Raw genomic sequence first — 26,515 nt, 5'->3', positions numbered from 1 at the left:
GCGTGAGTACGAGGGGATACGTCCCCGAAGTGTGTGAGGTCAAGCTTCCAAGAAAAGCTCTAACCACGATAACGTTAAATTGCCCGTACCCGAAACCGACACAGGTGGGATGGTTGAGAATACTAAAGGGCGCGAGATAACTCTCTCTAAGGAACTCGGCAAAATGGCCCCGTAAGTTCGCAAGAAGGGGTGCCCCTCGCAAGGGGGGTCGCAGTGAAGAGATCCAGGCGACTGTTTACCAAAAACACAGGTCTCCGCGAAGTCGCAAGACGAAGTATGGGGGCTGACGCCTGCCCAGTGCCGGAAGGTTAAGGAAGTCGGTTAGCTTCGGCGAAGCTGGCGACTGAAGCCCCGGTGAACGGCGGCCGTAACTATAACGGTCCTAAGGTAGCGAAATTCCTTGTCGGGTAAGTTCCGACCCGCACGAAAGGCGTAACGATCTGGATGCTGTCTCGGAGAGAGGCTCGGCGAAATAGGATTGTCTGTGAAGATACGGACTACCTGCACCTGGACAGAAAGACCCTATGAAGCTTTACTGTAGCCTGGTATTGGGTTCGGGCTTTGCTTGCGCAGGATAGGTGGGAGACGTTGAAGCATCTCTTGTGGGAGGTGTGGAGTCAACGGTGAGATACCACTCTAGCAAGGCTAGAATTCTAACTTCGTACCGTTATCCGGTCGAGGGACAGTATCAGGTGGGCAGTTTGACTGGGGCGGTCGCCTCCCAAAAGGTAACGGAGGCGCACAAAGGTTCCCTCCGGCTGGTTGGAAATCAGCCTGAGAGTGTAAAGGCATAAGGGAGCTTGACTGTGAGAGTGACAACTCGAGCAGGGTGGAAACACGGTCTTAGTGATCCGACGGCTATGAGTGGAAGTGCCGTCGCTCAACGGATAAAAGTTACTCTAGGGATAACAGGCTGATCTCCGCCAAGAGTTCACATCGACGCGGAGGTTTGGCACCTCGATGTCGGCTCATCGCAACCTGGGGCGGTAGTACGTCCCAAGGGTTGGGCTGTTCGCCCATTAAAGCGGTACGTGAGCTGGGTTCAGAACGTCGTGAGACAGTTCGGTCCATATCCGGTGCAGGCGTAAGAGCATTGAGAGGAGTCCTCCTTAGTACGAGAGGACCGGGAGGAACGCACCGCTGGTGTACCTGTTATCGTGCCAACGGTAAACGCAGGGTAGCCAAGTGCGGAGCGGATAACCGCTGAAAGCATCTAAGTGGGAAGCCCACCTCAAGATGAGTGCTCTCATGGCGTTAAGCCAGTAAGGTCACGGGAAGACGACCCGTTGATAGGCGTTAAGTGGAAGCGTGGCAACATGTGAAGCTGAGGCGTACTAACAGACCGAGGGCTTGACCTCAAGGTGAATCATTTCTGTTTTATCTATCTGACAAGCTATGCAGCCTTCTGGGTTTTACTAACCCAAACCGTATTCCTGGTGTCTATGGCGGGGTGGAACCACGCTCATCCATCTCGAACTGAGTTGTGAAACGCTCCCGCGGCGAAGATAGTCGGAGGGTCGCCTCCCGCAAAAATAGCTCGATGCCAGGGTGTTAATCAAAAAGCCTTCATGCGTTCTATTTCAAGTAGGATCATGAAGGTTTTTGTTTTTAATGATTTGATCTCTTACGGTAGGTGGTGCTTGTTATGCGCAAAGATCTGTTTGCTGTGGAGGCACTTGCTCAAATTCCTAAAATTTTGACTTTACTCGATCGCAATCCTCACAGCCCCACCTACGGATGTTTCGATCGCAACTTCTGGCATTACAAGATTATTGATTTTCCCAGTGGGATGTCTCAGGAATTTGTGTTGCCCTTGGCATTAGCGTATCAGACTAACTTTGCGGATAATCCCTTCTATCAGCAACCTGTGGTTCAGCAGTGGGTGGAAGCTGGGATTTTGTATGCGGCGAAGAGTTCTCACCCGGATGGATCGTGCGATGATTATTTTCCCTATGAACGGGCAGGTGGAGCTGCGGCTTTTTCTTTATTAGCAGGGATTGAGAGCTATTTGCAGTTGGGTTTGTCTAGTTCACAAATGCTGGATTTTTTTACCCTGCGTGCTGATTGGTTGGCCCATCATCAAGAGAGTGGTCGTTTGACCAATCATCAAGCTTTAATTGTGCTGTGTTTGGAGCTGCTTTCTCGCCTCCTAAAAACCGATCGCTGGAATCGGGCAAAGGCACAGCGATTAGAGCAAGTATTGTCCTGGCAGGATGAAGAGGGATGGTTTCAAGAGTATGAGGGGTGTGATCCGGGCTATCAGACGCTGACGATTTCCTGTTTAGCAAGAATTTATCAGCTTAATCCGGAGATCCGGTTACGGGAATCTCTGGTCAAAGCGGTGCAGCTTGCAGACTATTTTGTCCATCCAGACGGTTCCTTTGGTGGAGAATACACGAGTCGCAATACTTATAACTTCTTTCCCCACGGGTTTGAATTGGTAGGACGGTGGATGCCAGATGCTTTGGCAATCAACGATCGCTTCCTGAATGGGTTGGAGAACGGTAAAGCACCCTGCTATGCCGATGATCACATCATTGGGCATCACACCTGGAACTATCTGTTAGCCTGGCAGGATTTTGTGGAGATTCGTCCTGTTGTGCAGCCTCGCCGGAATGAGCAGATCTGGCTGCAAAAAGCTCGGATGATTATCGATCGTCGTGAGCAAACCGAACTGTATCTGGCACTGAACAAAGGTGGAGTCTTTAAGCTGTTTCGCAATAATCAGCTGATTGCCTCAGATACCCATTTCTCTTTGCAGGTACGGGAAGGCGGGAAGATCAAAAATGCGGTTGGGCATCTGGTGAGTGACTATACCGTGGAAGTTGGTTTAGATGAGATTTTGATTCGGGGACAACTGGGTTGGGCCAAGCAAAAGCAAATGACCCCGTTGAATTTAATGATTTTGCGAATGGTGATGCTGACTGTTGGACGATTTTTCCCGAACCTGATTCGATCGCTTTTACAGAAAATTTTGATTGTGGGAAAAGCAGACGCGCCGTTTCAGTTTAGCCGTCAACTGCAATGGCAAAATGGGCGATGGCAGATTACGGATGAATTGAAAGCGAATACCTGGGAGAATGTGATTGCGGCGGGGATTGGCTGCGACCAAACCTCAATTTATGTGGTGATGAGCCGTACCTATCAAGTGGGGCAGCTTCAGGGGTGGCTGGATCTGACCGATCGGGTACAGAAACTGGGATTAAGTGATGCATTGGTGGTCAAACGAGAGCTGTAGGGGCATGAATTAAAAATTTGTGAATGCAAGGGCAAGGGGCTGAGAATTAGTAGGATGTGACCAGCACTTCAGCAATCTTGCCGCGCCGTTGAGCGTTGGAGTTGATCGATCGCCCAGCGTAAATGGTGCGAATTTTGAATCCTTGATACAGTTCTCGCACAAACGGACAGTCTGAGTTGGACAACATGACTTTGACTCCGCGATCGGCAAGGGCTGCAAAAGTATCTCTTAACCGAATCTGATCATCGGCGTGAAAAGAATAGCGGCTGTAAGATGTAAAGCGGCTGGTTGGACTGATGGGGTGATAAGGGGGATCGAAGTAGATAAAATCTCGATGCGTTGCCCGCGTTAGCACGGTATCAAAGGGTTGCACTTCGATTTGGGTATGCTGTAGGGTGTTTGCAACCGCATAAAGCAGGTCAGGGTGACAAATTTTGGGCGATTTGTAACTGCCCATCGGTACATTAAACTGCCCTTTAGAATTTTCACGGTACAGACCGTTAAAACAAGTTTTGTTGAGATAGATCAGGCGGGCGGCGCGCTCCACCGCAGTGTTACCAGGGTTCGATCGCATCTGATAGTAATACTCCCGGCAGTGTTGGCGCTGATGGTGTTCCAGCAAGGTGATGACGGCTTCCACGCGATCGCGGATGCAGCAATACACATTCACTAACTCTGGATTTAGATCAGCCAGGACAGCCCGTTCTGGACGTAAATAAAAAAGATCGCTCCACCGCCGAGAAATGGTTCATAATATGTGTCGAACCTTCGGGGGAAGTAGGGCAAATATTGTTGGATCAGTTGCCCTTTTCCGCCTGCCCATTTGAGAAAGGGACGTGCCGGGGTGGATGAAGAAACTGAGGATGAATTTGGGGAAGAAATCAGCGTTGGCATGAGTCTGGGTCAACCTGCCTAGGGATTTGTCCCGTAAAATGGGACAGGGTATAGAGATAAAATTTCTATCTAATACCACTGTACTGTTTTATTTGCTGTAAAAGCATTGTTGAGGAAGACGATGCAGGAATTTTTTCAAAACGTTTCTCGTTATCCCCGTTATCTGATCAGCTTTACGTTAGGCATTTTTCTAACGGCCATTAGCCCACTTTTACCTCTGTTCAAACGGCCAACCACTGCGGTTATGGCAATTTCTGTTCTGGTGGCGGCCTTTGTCTGCATCACCTTTACCCTGCGCGCTATGTTGGGGTTAGATGTGGGATAGCCTCCTGTTGAATATTGATTGTGTAATTGTGGGTTGGAATGTGCTTACGCTGAGTGAATTGGAGGAGTGTCATGGCTACTAGTCGTCGGGTTGCCCGTGTTGCAGAGTTGATTAAGCGAGAAGTGAGCCAACTCCTCTACTCTGGCATTAAGGATGAGCGCGTTGGACTGGGTATGGTGAGTGTCACCGATGTGGATGTATCGGGGGATTTGCAACATGCCAAGGTTTTTGTCAGCATTTATGGCAACGATGAAACCAGAGCGGAAACGATGGCGGGTTTAAAGTCTGCTACGGGATATGTGCGGAGTGAACTCGGTCAACGGGTGCGGCTGAGGCGAACTCCCGAAATCATCTTTCTGGAAGATCGATCGTTTGAACGGGGCACAAAAGTGTTGTCGTTGTTGAATCAGTTGAGTCAGGAGCGCAAGGATTTGGATGAGCCGGAAGGAGAATTCGGGGAATTAGGCTCTGGTCTGGATGATTCTGGTCTGGATGATTCTGGTCTGGATGATTCTGGTCTGGATGATACCGATCTGCCCGGTGCGGAGGAAGATTAGTTGAGGGCGAGCGACACTGCCTATCGGAGTGAGACTATGGCGATCGGGTGCAGAACTGCTGGAGTACTGTTTGATCAGGATCAATCGCCTGAGGGCTTGTTCGTAAACTTGTTCGTTGAAAGGTGGGAAGGATGGAAGGATTGCCAGAATGGAGGCAGTTGCCTTTGGCTGAACAAGTTGCCCAAATGATTGTGGTGCGGGCATCTGGGCATTTATTCGATCAGCAAATTGAGTATCCGCAGTGGGAACCACCCAGCCGAGTGTTGCAGCGTTGGGTGCAGGAGTTGGGTGTGGGTGGGGTGCTGCTGTTGGGAGGCAGTGCGGCGGAGGTTGGATTGCGAACCCAGCAGTTACAGGAATGGGCGATCGTTCCCCTACTGATTTGTGCAGATATTGAGGAAGGGGTGGGGCAACGGTTTGCGGGAGCGACCTGGTTTCCACCGCCCATGGCGTTAGGGGCAATTAGCCGGGCTGATCCGGCGCAGGCTGAGGCCTATGCTGAACAGATGGGAGCAACGATCGCCCAGGAAAGTCTTGCCATTGGCATTAACTGGTTGCTGGCTCCAGTGGTTGATGTGAACAATAATCCACTGAATCCTGTGATTAATGTGCGGGCGTTAGGGGAGACACCGCAACAGGTGAGTCAGTTGGCGACGGCATTTTTACGGGGAACCAATCCCTATCCGGTTCTTACAACTGCCAAGCATTTTCCGGGTCATGGTGATACAGCGATCGATTCCCACTTAGAATTGCCAGTCATTCCCCATTCTGAGCTTCGCTTACAAGCAGTTGAGTTCCCTCCGTTTGAAGCTGCTATGGCTGCCGGAGTTGATGCGGTAATGACGGCCCACTTACAAATTCCGCTGCTGGATACGGAGCATCCGGCCACGTTGTCTGCTGCGATCGTCTCTAACTTACTGCGCAAAGACCTGGCATTTGAAGGCTTGATTGTAACTGATGCGCTGGTGATGGGGGCAATTACGCAGCGATATGGAGCCAACGAAGCTCCGGTACTGGCGATCGAAGCGGGAGCGGATATTGTGCTGATGCCCGTGGATCCTGAAGGGGCGATTCAGGCCATTTGTCAGGCGGTGGAAACTGGCAGAATTACGTTAGAGCAGATTCATGCTTCCCTGGAAAGAATTTGGTACGCCAAACAAAAGGTTTGCTCCGTTACGCCAACGGGGAATACACCTCATGCCTGGGAGCAAATTCCACCTCCCGCACTGGAGTTTAAATCTTTAACCACTCAACTGGCCCAACCGGAATCGATCGCTACGGCGACTAAAATTCTGCAAGCGGCGATGCGAGTTTATCAGCCCGTTGTGGGTTCCCGCTTAAGGGCGACTGCGGCAATGCCCTGCCGTAATCTGGTGGTGGTGGATGATATGCTCAACAGTCCGTTTCTAGAAAAGCATTCTCCAGCGATCGTCCTGCCGCGTAAACTGGGATATGCGCTGCAATGGGTCGATCGCCATACAGGAGGAACTCCTGGGGATTCAGGGGCAGTTGCACCTCAACCGACTCTACTACAGCTTTTCATTCGCGGGAATCCATTTCGGGGGAGTGGATTGACCCAAACGGCCCATGATTGGTTACGGTATTTGATTGAAACGGCTCAACTCCAGGCTTTGGTGCTTTACGGCAGTCCTTACCTCCTGGAAGCGTGGTTATCTGAATTACCGACCGATGTTCCCTACGTGTTTACCTATGGCCAGATGGATGCAGCCCAGCAGTTGGCCCTGGATGCGTTGTTTCATCCAACCGCAGATTTAATCGCTACTGTGGGAGACGATCGCCGGTTTACGGATTAGATGGGATTATAGGGAGCTTAATTAAGGTTAGTTGCAAATTTACCTCAAACAGTTAGAAGAGTTTAGAGAATGGAATCCTATCAATAAAGTAGATTGGGACATCCCTTTCAGCCAATGAGGCATGGATCAGTGATGTATGAGCGATGTATGAGCGATGATCAAAGAGATACATCTTTACAGCAGCCTTTACAACCGCCTTTACAACCGCAATGGAACGTTTTGGATTATGTGCCTGTCGGAGAGTGCATCTTACAGCAAGACGGCACGATTTTATTCTGGAACGCTTGTTTAGAACGGTGGACAAATCTATCCAGAACACAGGTGATTGGGAAAAAAATTGAATGCGTATTTCCAGCCTTTCGGAAATCTAGGGTATTACATCACCTTCGGGAAACCTTTGAGCGGGGTACTTCCTTTACCTTTTCGTCCATTTGCCCACTGAGTATTTCCAGGGGACTAACCGTTTCCCCACCATCCGCTCAATGCGCAACCGTTACATCAATACCCACCTTGTATGGGACGGGCTATGACGTGCTGTTGTCTATTCAAAATATGACCTGTTTGGTGACTTTATCCCAGGATGAACGGTTTCAGCAAAAAACAATCAAAAATTATGGATTTGATGATGCATCAAATGATGGAGACAATGGTTCAGCCTGTAGGCTGGATCGAGCCATCGATCGAATTGCGCAGCGGATTCGCCAATCCTTAAACTTAAAGGAAGTTTTGCAAACAGCAGTTAGCGAAATCCAAAAATTTTTGTACGTCGATCGCGTGCTGATTTATCGTCTTGACTCAACGGAAAGTGGAGGGCGAGTCATTGCGGAAGCTTGTCGGTCTGAAGTTTCATCAATTTTAGATTGGGCGCAGCAAAATACTGCTTTGGGGCAGTTAGAGTATGGCAAATATCTTCAACTGCATCAACAACAGCAAATGTGGACGATGGACGACACGACGCAACTATGTCCAGCCTACGTCCAGTTCTTACAAAAGTTTTCTGTTAAAGCAAGGCTTTGTGTGCCAATTTTTAGCTCCAGGTTTAACCCGATCCAATCTGCCAGGTTTTCAGCGATCGGTGAGAATCAGTTTGAACAGTTGAATTTGTGGGGTTGGTTGATTGTCCATGACTGCCAGACAGCAAGGCAGTGGACGGATGAAGAGATTTATTTTCTCAAATATTTAGAAAGTCAGCTTGCTGTGGCCATCCATCAGTCTGAGCTGCATCAACAAGTGCAGCAATTGAACATGCTCTTGGAACGCCAGGTTCATGCTCGTACCCTGGAGTTTCAGCAAGCACTGACCCTGGAGGCGACATTAAAGCGGATTACAGATAAAGTGCGGGATTCTTTGGATGAGCAACAGATTTTGCAGACGGTGGTTCGGGAACTGACTCAAGCTCTGGAAGTGCGTCACTGTGATACGTTGCTGTACCCTGCCCCAGTTTCTTTGATGCATCACTCCAGTGATGAAGAAATTGCTGGGCAAACTGAAACCATGACGCAGATTCCGATCGCTCAATTTCCTGAAGTCGATCAACAGCTTGTTCAAGGCGATAGTGTTTCGTTTTGTCCACTTCCAATTGCGGAAGGGATGATGGAGGAAGCGGTACGGAATTCCGCGATTTTGGCTTGTCCCATTATCCATGAGCGAGAAGTTTTAGGGGAGCTATGGCTGTTTAAATCGATGGCATCCAGCTTTAGTGATTTAGAAATCCGCTTGGTGGAACAAGTAGCGAATCAGTGCGCGATCGCCATTCGTCAGGCCCAACTATACAACGCTGCGCAAACCCGTGTTGAAGAATTAGCCCATCTGAACCGCCTGAAAGATGACTTTTTGAGTACAATTTCTCATGAGCTGCGAACACCGATCGCCAGCATTCAAATGACGCTTCAGACTTTAGAGATGTTGTTTGAGCAAATCAGTAACCTGAAGCAAACCAACGAAAGCTACTCGGTGTCTGAGCAGGATGAAGTCTATGGACTGGAGAGAGACCGAAAAGGCAGCGAATTGGGTTCGCTTTGGAATGATTTCGTACAAAAAAATGATGTGCTTCAGCCACTACACAATAACTCTCTCAAGGATAATTATCACCAGGTTCATGAATATTTCCATGTTCTGGAAAGAGAATGTCGTCGTGAAGCCAAGTTGATTGATGATTTGTTGGATCTAACTCGGCTAAATGCGGGGGCTGAACCATTGATGGTTGCGTCAATTCCGCTTCAAGGTTGGTTGCTTCATTTGGCAGAAACTTTTGAGCAGCAAGGGACTGAACATCATCAATCTCTCCAGTTTGAGTTCTCCGAATCTCTGCCAGTATTGATGACGGATTTTGCAATTTTAGAGCGAATTATGATCGAGCTGCTCAATAATGCTTTCAAATACACACCCTGGGGAGGCTGTATTACTGTATCTGCTCAGTCTGTTCAAGTTCCAAGTCAGGCAGATGAGGGTGCCTGTTCGGCGGCAAATTCTCTGATTCCAGGGGTTCAAATTCGTGTGAGTAATACAGGAATTGAAATTCCAGAAAATGAACTGCCACACGTTTTCGATAAGTTCTATCGCATTCCCAGTAATGATCCCTGGCGTTATGGTGGGACAGGTTTAGGACTGGCGTTGGTTAAACAGATGGCGGAATATTTGGGGGGCAGCATTCAGGTGGAAAGCCAAAACGGTATGACCTGCTTTGTCCTCAAACTACCGATCGAACAGTTAAACGGCCATCTAAACGGGCATCTAAATGGACATCTAAATCGACATCCCGATCGTCCAACCCACCCATAATCCTGCCAGAGAAGTACTGAGTAGAATCAAGAACGTTTGAAAGTTGCTGAAGGATTTTGAGAGTTCCACGCCAGCCAAAACCATAGCCATGATCAAAATCAAAGCACCAGCCCAGGCCCCAACTCCAGCCCAAGCTAAAGTCCAAACTACGGTTCCAGGTAGTGCCCCAGCTTCGTAGCCAATGCCAGCCGCCGCTAAAGTCAAACCCCAGACCACAGAGCCAATCATCACACCCGTCTTAGCCTTTGCCAACGTTCCGATTCCAGCACCGGCTAAAATCAAAGCCCAAGCTAGCAGCAATGGTTCAGATAGTAGGGGTTTGGAGTAGATGTTAAGCGCAATCCCCAGAGCTGCCAGGATGGTAAAAGTAAGAATCAGCCATCCCAAAGGGGCAGAAGCGGTTTGAGCTGATTTTTTACGGTAAGTGCGGGGATAGCGAGAGCCAGGTGGGATGGGGTAGGGCGTTGCCTGAGTTGGATGGCTGGACTGAGCGGAATGGGAGGAGTGGGCGGAATAGCCTGAATGGGCGGAATAGGTGACATGAGCTGGATTTTGATGCGGGGGTGGACTGGCAATTCGGGGTTCTTCCAACAGCTTTAGCCACTCAGGCATCGATTGGGGTCGTTCATCGGCTTCCAGGGCCATCCCTTCCAAAATTGCCCAATTCAAATGTTTGCTCAAAGCAGGTTGAATTTGGCGAGGGGTTGTCAAAACTGCATCATGGAGTTTGCGATCGAGGGACGTGACGGGACGTTGCCCAGTGACCGCATAGTATAAGGTGGCAGCGAGGCAGTAAACATCTACGACGGGTTCTCGGCTACCTCTAGAAATTTGTTCATAGGGAGCAAATCCCCGATTTCCGGCTTCCCCGGTGGAACTTTGGGTAGATGGTACTAGCTCTTTGGCAATGCCGAAGTCAATTAACACGGCCTTACCGTGAGGACGAATAATGATATTTCCAGGGTGGGCATCCCGATGAACCAGCCCTGCTTCATGAATGGTTGATAAAGCCTCCCCAATCTGACGGATGTAGGGCACGATCTCATCTTCGGGTAAGGCTCCCCGTTGCCGCACCAACTGAAACAAGTTTTCTCCGGGTACAAAATCCATGACCAGGCAAGGAATACCCTCTTCCTCAAAAAAATCCCAAAACCGGACAATATGAGGGTGAGATTCCTGAGATAACCAGGCTAGAGTTTGCCCTTCTTTGATAAAACGCTGCACATATTTCTCATAGTCTGGATCATGTTTGAGATGTTCGTTGGGGGTTTTAATGACCACAGATTCCTCTAAGGCAGGTTCCTGCAAAGGGAAATGCCGTGCGATGTAGGTAATACCGAAACCTCCCTGTCCTAAAACATCCTGGATTTCGTATTTACCACTTCGTAAATGTTGCCCTGGTGTCCAAATCATGAGGGTTTAACCCATCAAAACGTATGGTTGAAGCAGCGAAAGACGATCGCCTTTGAAACTACTGCTTTGATCGACTATTTTGATACGCTACAGGTTGCAAAATTGTCATCAAATCTCCATCCCTACGAACGCTATTGTGTAATCAATAACTTAGTTGAGCCGATGACTGGTAGGGATTGATGAGGGAATGGCGAAATCTTAATGGAATATTGAAATCTTAGTGTTGATGCGGGCGGTTTTGGGGATGCGGGGAACTGAGGGTCGGTAGATGGGATTGGGGAGATTCAGAAGGTGTGAAGATTTGATGGAGGGTGGCGATGAGGGCGGCTAATCCTGCCAGTCCGCCCAGTACAGCCGCAATGGCTTTGAGCAGTTGAATTCTCTGTTCCCAATCGAAGGCGCGATCGTCGCCCTGGCTGGAGTTCTGGCGGGAGTTTTGTCCGGAATTGGGTTGTGAGGCGGGCGGTCTGGGATGAGATTTAGAAGACTGAAGATCGGGAGACTGAAGATCGGGAGACTGAAGATCGGGGGACTGAAGATCGGGGGGGAGATTAAGGGACTGGAGCCATTCAGCGACTGAAGATGGGCGATCGGCTGCTTTAAGCTGCATGGCTGATTCGATCGCTTGCTTGGTCGTCGGACTAATGCTGTCCGGAAAATACAGGGGAAGCCCTTCCAGCTTGCGTTCATCAGCGGCTGGGGGTTGGTTGCCGGTTAAAAGATTGTAAAGCGTTGCGCCTAGCGAGTAGAGATCGGTATAGGCTCCGCGATCGGCCTGGCTGGAATAGAGTTCAAGGGGGGTGTAGCCGGGTGTAATTTCTTCCGATCGGGTTTGGGTAAAGTCTTGATCAAACTTTCGCGCTAAACCAAAGTCAATTAAAACGGCTTCTGCCTCACCGTTGCGGGTACGGATCAGTATATTGGCGGGATTAATATTGCGGTGGAGTAATTCAGCCTGATGCACCACTCCTAAGGCATCACCGATTTGCCAGATATATTTCAGGGCTTCTGGTTCTGGCAGAATCGATCGATCGCGCTTATCCAGTGTGAATCCAGCAATATATTCCATGGGGATACACCAAATCCCCTCTTCCTGAAAAGGGGCTTCAGCCTGAACAATGTGGGGATGTTGACATTTCGCCAACTTGAAGGCTTCCTGAACAAAGACTTGCTGAAGGCGATCGAAGTCTGCCTGTTGCATCGCTTCATCGTTCGGTGCTTTGATGACAACCAATTGTCCATCCGGAGTTTTGGCCAGGTATGTTACATTCAAGTGCCCTACACTGAGGATTTCCTGGATGGTGTATTTACCTTTTTGCAACGGCCGTCCTGGTTGCCAGATCATTGTGATGAAGGGTCAAGAATTTCCAGTCCATTCTGGCACAGGCTTTTATCGTTCTACCAGCATTGCCGCCTTGGAGGTATGTGATCTTGGTCAACTTCGTGAAACCATCGCTTAGGAATGCGAATTAAATCAACTGAAATTCTTGTGGGGTGGGCATCTTGCCCGCCCAGTCGACGAAGTAGAACAATTTACAGGTTATTTGATTCACGATCCCTAGAAAGCAGCAATTTGGTGAATTGATATCGGCTAACTGCGAAATAGGCGTGAGTAGAGGGTTTCATGATTCATGCTGGCGATCGACATTCCCCATCCACAGCTCCACAGCCGATCGTCCGTCAGGGATAGAACCGCTTGCGTGGTTTGTTCCAGTTGGGGATAAAGATGAAGTAAACCCTGCTGCCCCTGAGTTTGGCCGAGGGGAATTAATCGAACGCCAGCATTGATTAAGTTAGCGACCCAACTGTAGAGATACCCCAAAACAGCAATTTCCCGATCGATCTTTCCATCTACGGCCGCCAACGCAAACGCTGCCGCAAAATTACACGGCTCTCCACAGGCCATCAATCCCTGCTTCACGGACTCCCTCGGCTCTAACTCCTGCAACAACCGCCCTAAGGATCGCCCCATTTGCCAGCTTTGTTCCCGCATTTCTTCAGTTTCCCGGAAGGCAGATAGCCACTGATTCCAGACAGCAAGGCGATCGAGTTGGTTTGCCTGGGCTGCATCATAGATTCGCAGTAAGACGGCGGCTTCGAGGCGAATCGCTCCATAGCGTAATTCCTGCGTCAGCCAAGCTTTTAACGTAGACAAATCTATCACTCGATCGGTCTGAACCAGGGTTTCTAGCCCTTCAGAATAGCTGTAGGCTCCGACGGGTAAAGCGGGGCTAACGAGTTGCAACAGATGCAGCAGGGAGGTCTGTGGATGGCTCATGGGGGCTAATCCCGCAGTAGTGACAGAAAAAAGGGCGAGCACGATGCCCACCCTATCAGAGTACAGTGAATTAAGGGGGATGCGGCAAATCACAATACCCGTCAGGGGCACACTGCTGTGCGCCCTTACAGCAATTTTATTGGTTAGGCCTTCGTCAGTTGTCGCTTCATTTCGTTGGCATACTGCTCAGCGTTTAATCCAACCAGCAGATGATATTTGTGGTCAGCCAATCGCATCACTCCATCTACCCCCGATGCTTGCAGTGCCGATTCATCGATCGCCTGATCATTGGCAACTTCCAACCGCAGACGGGTCAGTGCAATCGCATCAACTTTGTGAATATTGCGCCGTCCACCCAGGGCAATGATGATGTTTTCCACCTTTTCGGGGGCATGAATATCTGGTTCTACAGTTGGGAGCACGTCATCCGTTGCTGCCCCATTGCCTGCGGCCACATCTTCTGGATGGGGGGTGTAGGCTTCATCGGCTTCAGCGCCCGCTCCTCTCAAATATTCTGCCATGTCGGTTTTCAGGTTTTCAGACCGGGGCCAAAAATGGCTTGAACGCTGTTGCCGATCTCCAACACACCGGATGCTCCCAGTTGCTTCAGCCGAGGCTTGCTGACTTTACTCTTGTCATTGACGCTGACCCGAAGTCGAGTAATACAAGCATCCAGGTTGGCAATATTGCCGCGTCCACCAAACGCTTTGACCAGTTCTCTGGACAGTTCAGAACTTGTACCCGTTTCAGTGACTGCATCTTCAACCTCATCATCCCGTCCGGGAGTTTTGAAGTCGAACCGACGAATCCCGAAGTAGAACACGGCATAGTAAAGCGGTGCGAAGACTAACAAACCCAATAGGGGAATTAACCAGGTGCGTTGCGCATTGGGCAAACCACTAAATAGGATAAAGTCAATGCCGCCTTGGGAGAAAGTAAAGCCCATGTGACCACCCAGGATTCGGAATAACCACTGACAGAATCCAGCGATCAAAGCATGAACGAAGTAGAGCGGTGGAGCCACAAACAAAAAGGAGAATTCGATCGGTTCGGTGATCCCCGTCAGGAATGAGGTAAAGGCGGCTGAAAGCATCAAACCGCTGACTCGACCCCGATTCTTCGGATAAGCAGCTCTCCACATGGCGATCGCCGCTGCGGGTAAACCGAACATCTTGAACCAGTAGGCCCCTCCCAGGATGCCTGCGGTTGGGTCACCTGCAAAGAAACGATTGATATCTCCCCGCACAATTTGTCCCGTGATTGGGTCAGTGAAAGAACCAATCTGGAAGAAGAAGGGAACGTTCCAAATGTGGTGCAACCCAAAGGGTAAGAGTAATCGTTCAACGAACCCGTAGATGGAAGCGGTGATGGCTGTATTGTCTCCAGCGGCAGCCGCAGTTGCAGCTGCATCAATACCATTCCCGATCGGCGGCCAGATAATACTCATGAGGATGCCGACTAGGATTGCTCCCACTGCGGTAATGATGGGAACCGATCGCTTCCCAGCAAAGAATCCGAGATATTGGGGCAACTGAATTCGGAAAAACTTGTTGAACAGGTAAGCTGCCAGCCCCCCGATAATCAGCCCCCCAAATACCCCCGTGTCCAGGGTGCTGATACCCATCACGCTAGAGAGGCTTTCTGGATCAACGCCCAGAAATGTGGTTGCAGCAATCCCCATCGTAGCGAGGAAGACGACGAAACCCACGATCACCGCTACAGCCGCCGCTCCATCGTTAGCGGTGAAGCCAATCACCACAGCAATGGCAAAAATGACTGCCAAATTACCGAAGATGGCATCTCCCGAAGCTTTCATAATGCCTGCCAGTCCTTCGGGTAACCACCAGAACCTGGCGTTTTCAATCACTCCGGTTTCTAAGTTTTCAATTTCAATCAGGCGGGCACTCCCCAATCCCAGGAGTATTCCTGCCACAGGTAAGACAGAAACGGGAAGCATGAGGGCTTTCCCAAGTTGTTGCAAAATGGCAAATGCTTTTTTCCACATGGTTTGTGTTAATGAATGAATAAAGGAACTGATCAGACAACGGTGGGTTACTCTGATTCAGGACGAAAAAACGATCGAAATTTTGCAGAATTTGCTGTCGATTGAGAACTAAGCCAGGGTGGACTGTGAGCCGTTTGAGGTATAGCCTTAAACAGATTGTTAGTCAGATGACTGGTTAGATCATTGCTTAGATCAGTAGTTTGATTAAAAGAAAAGTTAGTGTACATTGGAGCAACGTTCGTCAGATTACTGGTTCGATTAAAAGAAAGGTTAGTGTACATTGGAGTAACGTTGGTTTGAGATTAATTTGAATGAAGTTACGAGATAAATCAGGTTACGAGATAAATCAAGGTGCGAACGAGATCAAGTTACGAGAAGATGGGATTTTGGAGAGATAGATTCTGATCAGTTTTGGAATCAGCAATTTTAGAATCAGCAGTTTTGAAATCAGACGGTTTTGAGATCAGGTAAGTATCGAGGCAATAGATCGTTTTTGGATAAATACTGACCCCGATCGACCATGCCAGTAATTTGTAAATCAGAATCAAATATCACCAGATTTGCGATGTAGCCCGGAGCAATTTTACCGAGCTGATCATCCACGCCGATCGTCTGGGCCGGGTAGGTGGAAGCCATCCGTAGTGCCTCCGCCAGGGGTAAGCCGACCTGATGAACACAGTTCGTCACGGCTTCCATCATGCTGAGGGCCGATCCTCCCAGGGTTCCCTCTGCCGATACGCATTTACCATCCCGATAAAACACCTCCTGTCCCCCAATCCAGAAGGAATCCATCTGAGTGCCCACCGGAGGAGTCGCATCGGTCACTAACAGCAGCTTATCCTGCAAGATTTGATGGGACAGACGAATCGACTCATAGTGAACGTGCTGCCCATCGGCAATGATGCCTGCGTAAACGCCTTGACGGAAGACCGCTCCCACCATGCCCGGACTCCGCCCCTGCCAGGGAGACATGGCATTAAACAAATGCGTCACCATGCCCACCCCGGCTTCAAACCCGGCGATCGCCTGCTCAAAAGTGGCATTGGTGTGACCCGCCGATACCAGAATTCCAGCGGCTACCAGTTGGCGAATTTCCTCTGGATTCACCTGCTCTGGAGCCAGGGTGATCAGCTTCACTGTTTCTTGTCCATAATCAACGATCTGCTGAAGCATGGTGCGATCGGCGGGTCGAATATACGCCTCGTTGTGGATCCCTTTGCGCTTGGGGTTGAGGTAGGGCCCTTCCAAATGTAAGCCCAGCACATTGTAGGGAGAGGATTGGCGATACTGGTGAACCACTGCTAAAGCCGCCAGCATGTCGGCATCAGGGGCCGTAATCAAAGTCGGCAAAAAACTGGTTGTCCCGCTCCTTAAATTTGTCCAGTGCATCACCTCCAGCGTTTCCGTCGTAATGGCATCATTGAACATCACCCCTCCACACCCATTCAGTTGCAGATCGATAAAACCAGGCGCGATCGCATCTCCCTGCAAATCCACCACCGGACAATCTGCATCTACCGCAGCAGCATCTACCCAACCCACAATTTGATCGTCCTGAATCAACAGAGCGCGATCGGTCAGCTCCTCCTGTCCTGTATAAATCCGACCATTCGTCAACGCATACATTATTCCTACTCCTTGCGTGGGCGAACTACGATTTGCCCCTACTCCCTACTTCTTGCGTGGGCGAATCACGATTTGCCCCTACTCCCTACTCCTTGCATGGGCGAATCACGATTCGCCCCTACTCCCTACTCCTTGCATGGGCGAATCACGATTCGCCCCTACTCCCCATTCCCCTCCTAACGTTGATGACTCCCGTTCAAGTTGCTTAAAATACCGCACCGTTTTCACTTTGAGTTCCATCGTGGCATCCTCATTGCTGACCATCAGACAGCAGGGATGCAGTTGCAGTGCGGAAACCGTCCACATATGATTCACCCCCTCCTCGATCGCATGGGCCAGGGCATTGGACTTGTGGTAGCCCTGCACCAAAATCATCACTTCGCGGGCATCCATGATGGTTCCCACTCCCACCGTCAGGGCAAATTTGGGAACGCGATCGGGGTCATCACCAAAGAAGCGAGCGTTGGCCAGGCGAGTACTGTAGGTCAGGGCAATTTTGCGGGTGCGTGATTTGAGAGAAGATGCCGGTTCATTAAAGGCAATATGACCGTCTTCCCCCACGCCCCCGACAAACAGTTCAATCCCGCCAAACGCTGCGATCGCGTTTTCGTACTTCTGACATTCGGCTTCCAGATCGGCTGCATTGCCATCGAGGATGTGAATGTTCTCACGAGGAATATCAATGCGGTTAAAGAAATGGTTGAACATATAAGCGTGATAGCTCTGCGGATGATCTTCGGGTAGCCCCACATATTCATCCATGTTGAAGGTGATGACGTGCTGAAAGCTGAGTTCGCTGCGATCGTGAAACTCAATCAGCTTTTGATACATTCCCAGAGGGGTGCCACCTGTGGGCAATCCTAAGACAAAAGGACGTTCTGCGGTCGGTGCGAACCCTCGAATCCGTTGGCAAACATACCGGGCGGCCCAGGTTGCTACTTCGTCTTCGCAAATAATCAGGCGCATATCCCTCTCTGGTTAATCAATACGGGTCAAATAGTGGGCAATGCCCACTCACTCCCGACTCCCGACTCCCGACTCCCGACTCCCGACTCCTCACTCCTCACTCCTCACTCACCTGATACAACTCCCGCACGGCTGCCGCTGAATCTGTCAGTACCGCCTGTTCTGCCAATCTTTGACATTCGGTATAGCTGAGTTCTCGGATCTGAGCCTTGATGCTGGGAATGGTGGGAATGCTGACGCTGAGTTCCTTCACCCCCAATCCCATCAGCAGCGGAACCGCCTGGGGATCGCTGCCAATCCCGCCGCAGATGCCGCACCATTTCCCGTGGTGATTTGCCGCCCGGGCCGCCACGCCAATCAGGGTTAGCACCGCCGGATCCAACCCATCGCAGTAGGGAGCCAGTTTGGGATGACCGCGATCCATCGCCAGGGTGTATTGGGTCAGGTCGTTGGTGCCCACGGAGAAGAAATCCACTTCTTTAGCAAACTGATCCGCAATCACGGCCGTTGCCGGAATCTCGACCATGATGCCGACTGGAATTGGACTCACCCCTAGCTTTTCCCGTTCTTCCTCCAGCATGGCCTTTGCCATCCGGAATTCCTCCAACCGCGCAATCATCGGAAACATGACCCGGACATTGCCCCATTTAGAAGCGCGCAGAATGGCCCGCAGCTGAGTTCGCAGAATTTCTGGACGATCGAATCCAATCCGAATCCCGCGTTCGCCCAGGAAGGGGTTTTCTTCATGGGGAATCGGCAGGTAGGAAAGGGGTTTGTCGCCACCCACATCCAGGGTGCGGATAATCAGAGGGCGATCGGCTCCCAGCGTTTCCGCAATTTCGGAATAGAGATCCGCCTGTTCATCTTCGGTGGGGGCTGACGGCCGATCCATAAACACAAACTCCGATCGCAATAGTCCGACTCCTTCACCCCCCATTTCGATCGTTTTCCGGGCATCCTCCAGGCTGCCGATATTGGCAACGACCTCCATCCGATGGCCATCGGTGGTGATGGCAGGTTGATCCTTAGAGGCGAAATCCCGTTCCCGCTTGTCCTGGATCCGAACGAGCCGCTGCCGAACCTGCTCCATCTCATCTGGAGACGGATTCAGGCGGAGTTTGCCTTTGCTGCCATCTAGAATGGCGGGGGTCTCATCGGACAAATCTAAAACCCCTGGCTCAGTACCAGCAATGGCGGGAATGTCCATCGAGCGGGCCAGAATCGCCACATGGGAAGTTGCCCCCCCTGCAACGGTACAAAAGCCTACCACTCTGGAGCGATCGAGGGTAGCCATATCAGACGGAGTCAGGTCTTCCGCCACCAGGATTGTGTTTTCCGGGTAGCGGACGGCTTCAGTGGAAACTCCCGTCAAGATGCGCAGCACCCGCTCGCCCACATCCCGTAAATCGTTTGCCCGTTGGGCCAGCAACTCATTCTTTAATTGAGCCAGTTGATCTGCCTGGGCGGTAAAGGTTTGTTTCCAGGCATAGGCCGCACTCTTGCCCTTGTCGATCGCACTATGGGTCGTACTCTCCAGTTCTGGATCCTCCAGTAATTCCTGGTGGGCGGCAAAAATCGCTGCCTTCTGGGGATTGCCCTGGCCGTGTACCTTTGCCCGCAGGGCTTCGATCTCTAGCTTGGCCTGACCGATCGCCTGTTCCAGCTTGCGCCGCTCAGTATTGGGATTGTCCCCCCGTTCGTCTACGTGGATCTCCTGGCGTTTCACCTGCCGCAAATAACCCACCGCCACGCCGGGAGAAGCCGAGACTCCCAGGAGAATATTAGGATCTTCTGAGCGCAGCCGGGGTGGGGGAGCCGCCATATCCGTTAGTGCCATACTGGCGGGAGCAGAGACGGGCTTCGAGCCTTCTTCCCCCAATCCCGATCGCACCGCTTCACTCAGGTCGGCAATGGCCGCTTCTGCATCTGGGCCGATCGCCTCCAGGAAAACGGTGTCCCCATTGTCGATGGACAAACCCATTAGCCCAACCACACTCCGAGCATTGGTCTTTTGCTCCCCTAATCTGACCCGAATATCCGACTGATATTTTTTCGCCAAATTGGCCAGGACGGCTGCTGGACGGGCGTGTAGCCCCGTAGGATTGGGAATGACGATCGCCTCAGAGGTCACGAGCTTCCCCGATGGAGTTCCCGCGGCAGTTTGTCCGTCCCCTGCCATCGTTAGCTCCAAAGCCACATCCTCGCCCGCTCTGACAATGCCCAGGTAGGGGGAAAAGCTGGCAACTTGATCGCTATTAGTAATCACAACTTGAGTTAACAAACTGCGGGCATGGAGTGCGACATAATCTGCATCAAATTCGATCAAAACATCTCCCGTCTGGACCCGATCGCCCACCTTCACCCTGGGTGAAAATCCTTCTCCTCGCAGAGTGACTGTATCCAGTCCAATGTGCATCAGCACCTCTAACCCATCCATAGTTTTGATGCTGACTGCATGATTAGATGGATGAAGCTGAATCACTTCGCCATCACAGGGCGCGAGGAGTTGTTGACTGATAGGGTCAATTGAAATCCCGTCCCCCACCATTTTTTGGGCAAACACCGGATCAGGAACCTGCTCGATCGGCACTAGATGTCCAGACAACGGTGCAATCAGCCGTGTACCAACACGAGACTGAGGCGATGCAGCAGTATAAGCCATCGGAATCTCCTAAATTTTTATTAATCTGTCGCAGCACTATAAAAGCAGCTTTGGGAACATCAATGCGGCTATGACTGATAGGGTTATTTTCAATGAGGATTAAGATAACCCAATTCATTTCCCGCTAAAATTTAACGTTTTAACGAATGACGCTCATGACTTGGGGGCAATTTATTTAAAGTCTATCGGTTTGACTCTGCATTCCGGAATTGACCCGTAGGATGATGTAGCATGATTTAAGGGATCATTTTTCACAAATGTAAAAAAACGAAATGATTTTTAATTTTGCTGAAGCAATTAATGAAGTGAAAAATTAAGTATTTTCAAATCACTCTCCATTTAGAAGATCAACCTCAGATGATTACTTCTTGCGTTTAACTGGAGTAATTGGAGCCGTTTGAGAGTTGGCTGCTTTTGGCGAGGTGACTGACAAATCTTTTCCCGTAGGTTGGGTTGAACAACGTAAAACCCAACGCCAGCCTATGTTCTGTTAGGTTACGCTATCGCTTTGCTGGTATGCCGGAACGGCTTTACCCAAGCTACAGGAGCATCGGAGTTTCAGGAGTTTTGTCAGTCAGGTTAATATCGCTGATGCGGGGTGTATCCCCATTTTGCCATTGCATGACCCATCTTTCACTGGCAGTCCAGATGATTGCGTTACGGAAGTTAATCAATTTGCATCAATGGATGCTCCCCCAGGTTCTGCAAAATTAGTGCAAATCATTGCAAATCATTGCAAATCATTTATTAAAAAATGTTGACTTGCTGTACTGCTAACTCGCTGAAAAGAAAACTTTCCTGAGTAAATGCATCCTGCTCATAGAAGCTGTGTCTACAACGCGAGCATTTTGTTCGCAAATGCATTTAGGAACCCCATCGGAGCTACTATGTCAAATCATTCCCAGCCCTGTCTGTTGGCTGAACAATTAGCCTATGACATCACCCCAACCCAGCGGTTATTTCAAAATGTTCACTTGAGTATTGCTCCTACCGATCGCATTGCCTTGGTTGGCCCCAATGGAGCTGGGAAATCAACCTTACTGAAAATTCTGTCTGGTCAAATTTCTCCCACCTCTGGCTCGGTGTATTCCAATGGCACGATTTACTATTTGCCGCAGATCAGCACTTTACATCAGCAACTGCAAACCAGGACTGTGCTGGATGTTTTAAGTACAGCTCTCGACGAGTGGTGGACTGTCACCCATGTACTGGAATCAACGTTCAATACCTCGATCGATTTGACCTTGCCGATCGCCACCTTAAGCGGGGGAGAACTCACGAAGTTGTTCCTGGCGATGGGTCTGGCCCAGCAGCCCAATGTATTACTGCTGGACGAACCGACCAATCATATGGACTATTTAGCGTTAGAGGAGTTACGACAGTTCCTCGTTTCGTTCAATGGTGCGTTCGTGATTGTCTCCCACAAACCGTTCTTTTTAGATCAGGTGGTTCATACAACCTGGGAACTCTCTTCCAGTGGACTCACCGTATACGGTGGCAATTTCTCCCTGTATCGAGAACAAAAACAGCGAGATCGGGAAGCCCAGCTTCGATCCCATGAGGTGGCCCGAAAAGAACTAAAACGGGCTAAAACGGCTGCGTTGCAGGAACAGAAGCGAGTGGCCCAATCGCGCAAAACTGGTCAGCAAAGTGTCTTGCGGGGCAAGGTGGATAAGTTGACGGCTGGAAGGCTGAAAAATAGTGCTGAATTAACATCTGGGAAGCTGAAACAAAAACATGAAGCGGCGATCGCAGAAGCGACTGAAAAAATGGCGGAGACGAAGATCCGCACTTCCAAAGCCGCAAAAATTCAGCTAGAGGAACGGAACCTGAAACGACGTACCCTGGTTGAAATTCAGGGAGCTAGTTTGCGGATTGATGACCGCTGGTTGATTCAAAACCTGCAACTCCATCTGGCGATCGGCGATCGACTCGCTATTGCAGGAGCGAACGGATCGGGTAAATCGAGTTTAGCCAAGGCGGTGTTGAGACTGTCCGATGCAGCCACGCTAGAGGGAGGACGAATTCAAACCGTTGCAGCTATGAATGTGGTTTATCTGGATCAAACCTATGCCCTGATCGATCGCACTAAAACGATTCTGGAAAATATGCAAACCGTGAATAAAAATTTACCCTATCAGCAGATTCGTCAGCAGCTCGGTCATTTTCTGTTTTTTAACCAGGATGTATACAAGTTAGCCTCTAGGCTGAGTGGGGGTGAATTAGCTCGCCTTGCCATTGCCATGATCACGATCGCAGAGATTGATTTACTCATTCTTGATGAACCGACGAACAATTTGGATGTTCCAACTGTGGATCAACTGGTGAATGCCGTAAAGGATTATCAGGGAGCACTCTGGGTTATTTCCCATGATCTGGACTTCCTGAGCCATATCCAGATTACCCGTTCTTTCCAAATCAAGGATCGGAGCTTGCAACCCACGACCTATTTACCCAGGGAATCCCAATCCTACTATCGTGAACTGGTGGGTAATTGAAGGAGGGGCGCACTGCTGTGCGCCCCTACAATCTGCCCCTACAATCTGCCCCTACAATCTGCCCCTACAATCTGCCCCTACAATCTGCCCCTACAATCTGCCCCTACAATCTGCCCCTACAATCTGCCCCTACAATGCGCTCATGGCATTAACGAGAATGATACGGATCATCCCAACCGTATTGATCTGCTGGAGTATCTTGGGGGCGGGGAGCAGTTGGACGAGCGGCTTTGCGTTGAAAACTAGTACGGGGTGGAGGAGCGACCGCATAGGCTTCCCAGTCAGACCCGTTTTTTCCCCTGGAAGCTTTGACCAGAGCATGCTCAACCGCTGTGGGCAAGTTCTCCCAGTTCACCTTATCATTACGCAACAACAACCGCATTTGGTGCAGCACTTCTCGCAACGGCATCTTTTGGGCATCTTGCAATGGAACATGGGTGCGAAGTGGATCCCGACTCACGGCAGCTAAGGCCCGTCTCACAGCTTGAGTGATGGTTTGCCCGTGTCGCTCTCGTCCTCGTTTCAGTTGATGTTCCAACCCAACCTCAGTCGTCGCATACAAGGCAGGAAGTTGGTTCAAGGCATAGGCCACCAGTTCGACCTGATTGACATAGGATGCCATTCGGGGAGGGAGTGCCTTGGATTGCCGCACGACCTCCTCTTCCACCAGTAATTCCATCACATTTTTGTATATGCCCATGATTCATTCTCGCTATCTTCTTCAAATCGACGCATCCAGCCACGCGACGACCCTAATAGAATTAATTCAGTAAAAACACGATTTACGCAGTATAACTTGTTACTTGCGCGTATGCAATCTCTGCACAAGTAGCCACCGTATCGTTGCCTAGATTAAATGAAAATCAGGTTAAGTTTAGCTGGACACCATCCGTAGGATTCCCAGATTGCTCCGTGATCTTGCAGGGATCTTGCAGGGATCTGGCGGACAGTCAATTTAACTTACCGCGTTGCAAACCGTTTCACAGCAAACAAACTACCAATGAGTCCGACTGAACCCCCCAGGAGGAGCAGCGCGATCGGCAACAGTAAGGCTTCCTGGGGAGTCGGCTGTAAGCCGCTAATCAAAAACTGCACGAATTCTGGCTGTTGGGACAGTAACCTACCCACAAACTGCTGCACCCCTGTAATCAAGCCCCAGGCGACAACGGCTCCGACCATGCCCAGGGTCAATCCCTGGAGGATAAAGGGTAAGTAAATCCAGCTTGTGGTTGCTCCAACTAATTGCATCACCTCAATTTCCCGCCGCCGCGCCATCACAATCAGCCGAATCGTGGTGGTAATGACTGCGATCGCCGTTAGACTGAGCATTGTAGTAATTCCAAGACTTAGCCAGTTCAGTCCTTGATTTAATTCTGTGATGCGCTGAACGGCTTCATCGATGTACTGCACCTGATCCACTCCCTGCACCTGCTTGATTTTCTCCGCCAGGGAAGGAACTTGCTCTGAATTTTTTGCTTTGACCTTCACTTCATCCACCAGGGGATTCCCATTCAGTTGTTCGGTTGCTCCCTGAATGTCCGATAGTCCCAAATCCTGAACTAAAACTGACCAGGCTTCCTCCTTGGTGACGGGAGTTGCATGCTCCACTTCAGGCATCGCTGCAATGAAAGGGGAAACATCGGCTGCCTGTACGCCAGTGTCCAAATACACAGAGACTTCTAACTGACTGCCAAACTGATTCAACAGCTTATCCAGTTGCCACGATGCCTGTAGACTGATGCCAAACAAAAACAGCAGCACTGTCACCGTACTGACTGCGGCCCAATTCATCCATCCGCCTCGCTTCAGTCCTAACAGCGTTTCTCGCAGCAGGTAATCGGATTTTGTGATGAACTGCAACACCGTTGACGCGCTCCTAATTTCTTAGCTGATCATGCGATCGACCCTACTGAATGGAGTCCTGCCCTCTAGCCCTACCTTTCGTAGTGCAGGCTTCCAGCCTGCGCGGACAAGATGCCCGCTCTACGGTTGCTAAATTCACGCCCGCTTCTACTAGTAATGCCCTACTAGTAATGCACCACTACCGGAGTGCCGATCGCTGCCCAATTGTATAACCATTCCGCATGATCGACCGCAACATTAACGCAGCCGTGACTCATGGGTGTGCCGAACCGATTATGCCAGTATGTGCCGTGGATGCCGTAGTTGCCATCGTAATACATCACAAAGGGGACATCGGGCACATCATAGGTATCCCCCTGCATCCGAGCAATGCGGTGCTTAGATTGGACGGCAAAGGAGCCAGACAGGGTGGGATGATTCGTGGTTCCAGTGGAGACAATAATGGCGTAAACCGGCGTTCCGCCCTCCCAGGCGATCAGGCGTTGGGTAGACAAATTCACCTGAATCCAGCGAGTGTTGGAATGCTGCAATTCTGTCATGCGGTTGTGTAACCAATCCTGGGCCTGAACGGGTTGCGGCAAGAGACCCAGACTGGCGATCGATCCGCTAAAAGCAAGCCCTAAAGATAAGCTCAGAAAACCGAACCATAAGCCCAATCCTGCTCGCGCACCCTGACTCAAGTAGTGCTGAAACCGAGAACGATTTTGGCTGTTCATGATACTGGTATTGACTTGTGACGATTGCTTCTATCTCAGGTATAACAGCATTACCGTGATGGATTCAGAAGACTGTTACGTCTTGTTAAAAACAGTAGTAAATCTTCAGCTAGCTGTAGGGAGCTGGCAATACCATTTACTCCTCTGGATTGATGCCCATACGTCGCAGTTGTTCAGCCAACCGATCGGCTCGTTGTCGTTCCTGTTCGGCTCGTTGTCGTTCCTGTTCTGCCCTCAAGCTTTCTTGCTCGGCTCGTTGTCGTTCCTGTTCGGCTCGCTGGCGTTCCTGTTCTACCTGCTGGGCAATTTCGATGTAGCTCAAGAAAAGCCGCCCATCAGGACGGTAAATCTGTAGCGTTTCGTTCAAACTAAACCGAATTCCCAACCGTGGACTCACCCACTGATCGATCGGATCAATCACATCAAAATTGCGATCGACTCGTAGCCAGCCGCTCAAATCGTTTTTATCAGGGTCATAAAGATAATATTCCTCCACGTTGTAGCGATCGTAGAAGACCTGCTTTTTGTTCATTTCGGTGAGGGTATTGCTCGGCGAGAGAATCTCAAAGACAACCTGGGGTGCAATGCCTGCCTCTTCCCATTGCTTGTAGGATCCCCGTTTTCCCTTCGGACGACCCAAAACAACCAGCGTATCAGGTGCAGTACAGATTTCTCGATGCCCTTCTACGGGATACCAGAGCAAATCTCCTGCCACAAAGACATTTGGATCCTCTGCAAACAACCAGTCCAGGTTCTGTTGAATCGTTACAATCCAACGGAACTGCTCTGTGTTGTCTGCCATCGGTTTACCGTCACTGTCAGGATAAATTTGGTGGGATTGAGGAGGCGACTGAGAAACCATGATCTTAAATCAGTGAC

General features: G+C 50.2%; 17 protein-coding genes, 2 rRNA genes and 2 pseudogenes (1 of these 21 only partly in view). 8 read left to right on the top strand and 13 right to left on the bottom strand.

The window, feature by feature from the left end; all coding sequences use genetic code 11:
• From ACM1PF_RS01190 to ACM1PF_RS01180, 3 genes are all read left to right on the top strand, one after another.
• Positions 1–1,358 (top strand): 23S ribosomal RNA (locus ACM1PF_RS01190); it begins 1,525 nt to the left of the window's first position.
• A gap of 74 nt (positions 1,359–1,432) precedes the next feature.
• Positions 1,433–1,549, top strand: a 5S ribosomal RNA gene (gene rrf, locus ACM1PF_RS01185).
• 96 nt (positions 1,550–1,645) lie between these two features.
• Positions 1,646–3,238 (top strand): hypothetical protein, encoded by a 1,593-nt coding sequence (locus tag ACM1PF_RS01180; RefSeq protein WP_416671695.1) that lies wholly within the window; start codon positions 1,646–1,648, stop codon positions 3,236–3,238.
• 46 nt (positions 3,239–3,284) lie between these two features.
• On the opposite strand, the pseudogene ACM1PF_RS01175 reads toward ACM1PF_RS01180, so the two are convergent.
• Positions 3,285–4,132, bottom strand: a pseudogene (locus ACM1PF_RS01175) (DNA adenine methylase).
• Positions 4,133–4,253: 121 nt separating this feature from the next.
• On the opposite strand from ACM1PF_RS01175, the gene ACM1PF_RS01170 reads away from it, so the two are divergent.
• From ACM1PF_RS01170 to ACM1PF_RS01155, 4 genes are all read left to right on the top strand, one after another.
• Complete coding sequence (locus ACM1PF_RS01170; protein ID WP_416671694.1) at positions 4,254–4,457, top strand: DUF751 family protein; 204 nt, start codon at positions 4,254–4,256, stop codon at positions 4,455–4,457.
• A 71-nt stretch (positions 4,458–4,528) separates the two neighbouring features.
• Positions 4,529–5,014, top strand: coding sequence for a 30S ribosome-binding factor RbfA (rbfA, locus tag ACM1PF_RS01165; protein ID WP_416671692.1), 486 nt, complete (start codon positions 4,529–4,531; stop codon positions 5,012–5,014).
• Positions 5,015–5,145: 131 nt separating this feature from the next.
• Entirely contained in the window at positions 5,146–6,828 is a 1,683-nt protein-coding gene (locus tag ACM1PF_RS01160) for a glycoside hydrolase family 3 N-terminal domain-containing protein (RefSeq protein WP_416671690.1), read from the top strand.
• A gap of 147 nt (positions 6,829–6,975) precedes the next feature.
• Positions 6,976–9,609 (top strand): GAF domain-containing protein, encoded by a 2,634-nt coding sequence (locus ACM1PF_RS01155; protein WP_416671688.1) that lies wholly within the window; start codon positions 6,976–6,978, stop codon positions 9,607–9,609.
• On the opposite strand, the gene ACM1PF_RS01150 is transcribed toward ACM1PF_RS01155, so the two are convergent.
• The 8 genes and pseudogenes from ACM1PF_RS01150 to ptsP form a co-directional block, all read right to left on the bottom strand.
• The gene (locus ACM1PF_RS01150) at positions 9,574–11,022 is read right to left on the bottom strand and encodes a serine/threonine protein kinase (protein ID WP_416671687.1); all 1,449 of its coding nucleotides are present in this window, start codon (positions 11,020–11,022) and stop codon (positions 9,574–9,576) included. The two genes, ACM1PF_RS01155 and ACM1PF_RS01150, sit on opposite strands and share 36 nt — an antisense overlap.
• Before the next feature lie 217 nt (positions 11,023–11,239).
• Positions 11,240–12,367, bottom strand: a complete 1,128-nt coding sequence (locus ACM1PF_RS01145; protein ID WP_416671685.1) for a serine/threonine protein kinase — start codon at positions 12,365–12,367, stop codon at positions 11,240–11,242.
• A 246-nt stretch (positions 12,368–12,613) separates the two neighbouring features.
• Positions 12,614–13,300: an urease accessory protein UreF gene (locus ACM1PF_RS01140; protein WP_416671684.1), complete on the bottom strand. Its 687-nt coding sequence runs from the start codon at positions 13,298–13,300 to the stop codon at positions 12,614–12,616.
• 143 nt (positions 13,301–13,443) lie between these two features.
• A complete protein-coding gene (locus ACM1PF_RS01135; protein ID WP_416671683.1) occupies positions 13,444–13,821 on the bottom strand; it encodes a PTS transporter subunit EIIB in 378 nt (125 codons plus the stop codon).
• Positions 13,822–13,829: 8 nt separating this feature from the next.
• On the bottom strand, positions 13,830–15,305 hold the full coding sequence (ptsG, locus tag ACM1PF_RS01130) for a glucose-specific PTS transporter subunit IIBC (RefSeq protein ID WP_416671681.1): 1,476 nt from the start codon (positions 15,303–15,305) through the stop codon (positions 13,830–13,832).
• Between the two features lie 447 nt (positions 15,306–15,752).
• Positions 15,753–16,931, bottom strand: coding sequence for an N-acetylglucosamine-6-phosphate deacetylase (gene nagA / locus ACM1PF_RS01125; protein WP_416671680.1), 1,179 nt, complete (start codon positions 16,929–16,931; stop codon positions 15,753–15,755).
• Between the two features lie 186 nt (positions 16,932–17,117).
• Positions 17,118–17,897 (bottom strand): annotated as a pseudogene (gene nagB, locus ACM1PF_RS01120) (glucosamine-6-phosphate deaminase); the annotation flags it as partial.
• A gap of 97 nt (positions 17,898–17,994) precedes the next feature.
• Positions 17,995–20,559: a phosphoenolpyruvate--protein phosphotransferase gene (gene ptsP / locus ACM1PF_RS01115; protein WP_416671678.1), complete on the bottom strand. Its 2,565-nt coding sequence runs from the start codon at positions 20,557–20,559 to the stop codon at positions 17,995–17,997.
• Positions 20,560–21,446: 887 nt separating this feature from the next.
• On the opposite strand from ptsP, the gene abc-f reads away from it, so the two are divergent.
• Positions 21,447–23,057 (top strand): ribosomal protection-like ABC-F family protein, encoded by a 1,611-nt coding sequence (gene abc-f, locus ACM1PF_RS01110; RefSeq protein WP_416671677.1) that lies wholly within the window; start codon positions 21,447–21,449, stop codon positions 23,055–23,057.
• A gap of 148 nt (positions 23,058–23,205) precedes the next feature.
• On the opposite strand, the gene ACM1PF_RS01105 is transcribed toward abc-f, so the two are convergent.
• The 4 genes from ACM1PF_RS01105 to ACM1PF_RS01090 form a co-directional block, all read right to left on the bottom strand.
• Complete coding sequence (locus ACM1PF_RS01105) at positions 23,206–23,757, bottom strand: late competence development ComFB family protein (protein WP_416671675.1); 552 nt, start codon at positions 23,755–23,757, stop codon at positions 23,206–23,208.
• Between the two features lie 260 nt (positions 23,758–24,017).
• A complete protein-coding gene (locus tag ACM1PF_RS01100; RefSeq protein ID WP_416671672.1) occupies positions 24,018–24,920 on the bottom strand; it encodes a cell division protein FtsX in 903 nt (300 codons plus the stop codon).
• A 164-nt stretch (positions 24,921–25,084) separates the two neighbouring features.
• Positions 25,085–25,636 (bottom strand): L,D-transpeptidase, encoded by a 552-nt coding sequence (locus ACM1PF_RS01095; protein WP_416671671.1) that lies wholly within the window; start codon positions 25,634–25,636, stop codon positions 25,085–25,087.
• Between the two features lie 136 nt (positions 25,637–25,772).
• On the bottom strand, positions 25,773–26,498 hold the full coding sequence (locus ACM1PF_RS01090; RefSeq protein ID WP_416671669.1) for a Uma2 family endonuclease: 726 nt from the start codon (positions 26,496–26,498) through the stop codon (positions 25,773–25,775).
• Positions 26,499–26,515 lie beyond the last annotated feature (17 nt).

The organism is Egbenema bharatensis FJBBOT/2019, from assembly GCF_048077055.1.
In the GTDB taxonomy this organism is placed as follows: Bacteria; Cyanobacteriota; Cyanobacteriia; order Elainellales; family Elainellaceae; genus Egbenema; species Egbenema bharatensis.
The sequence above is the reverse complement of the archived record's forward strand: the minus strand, read 5'-3'. Positions and strand labels throughout refer to the sequence as shown.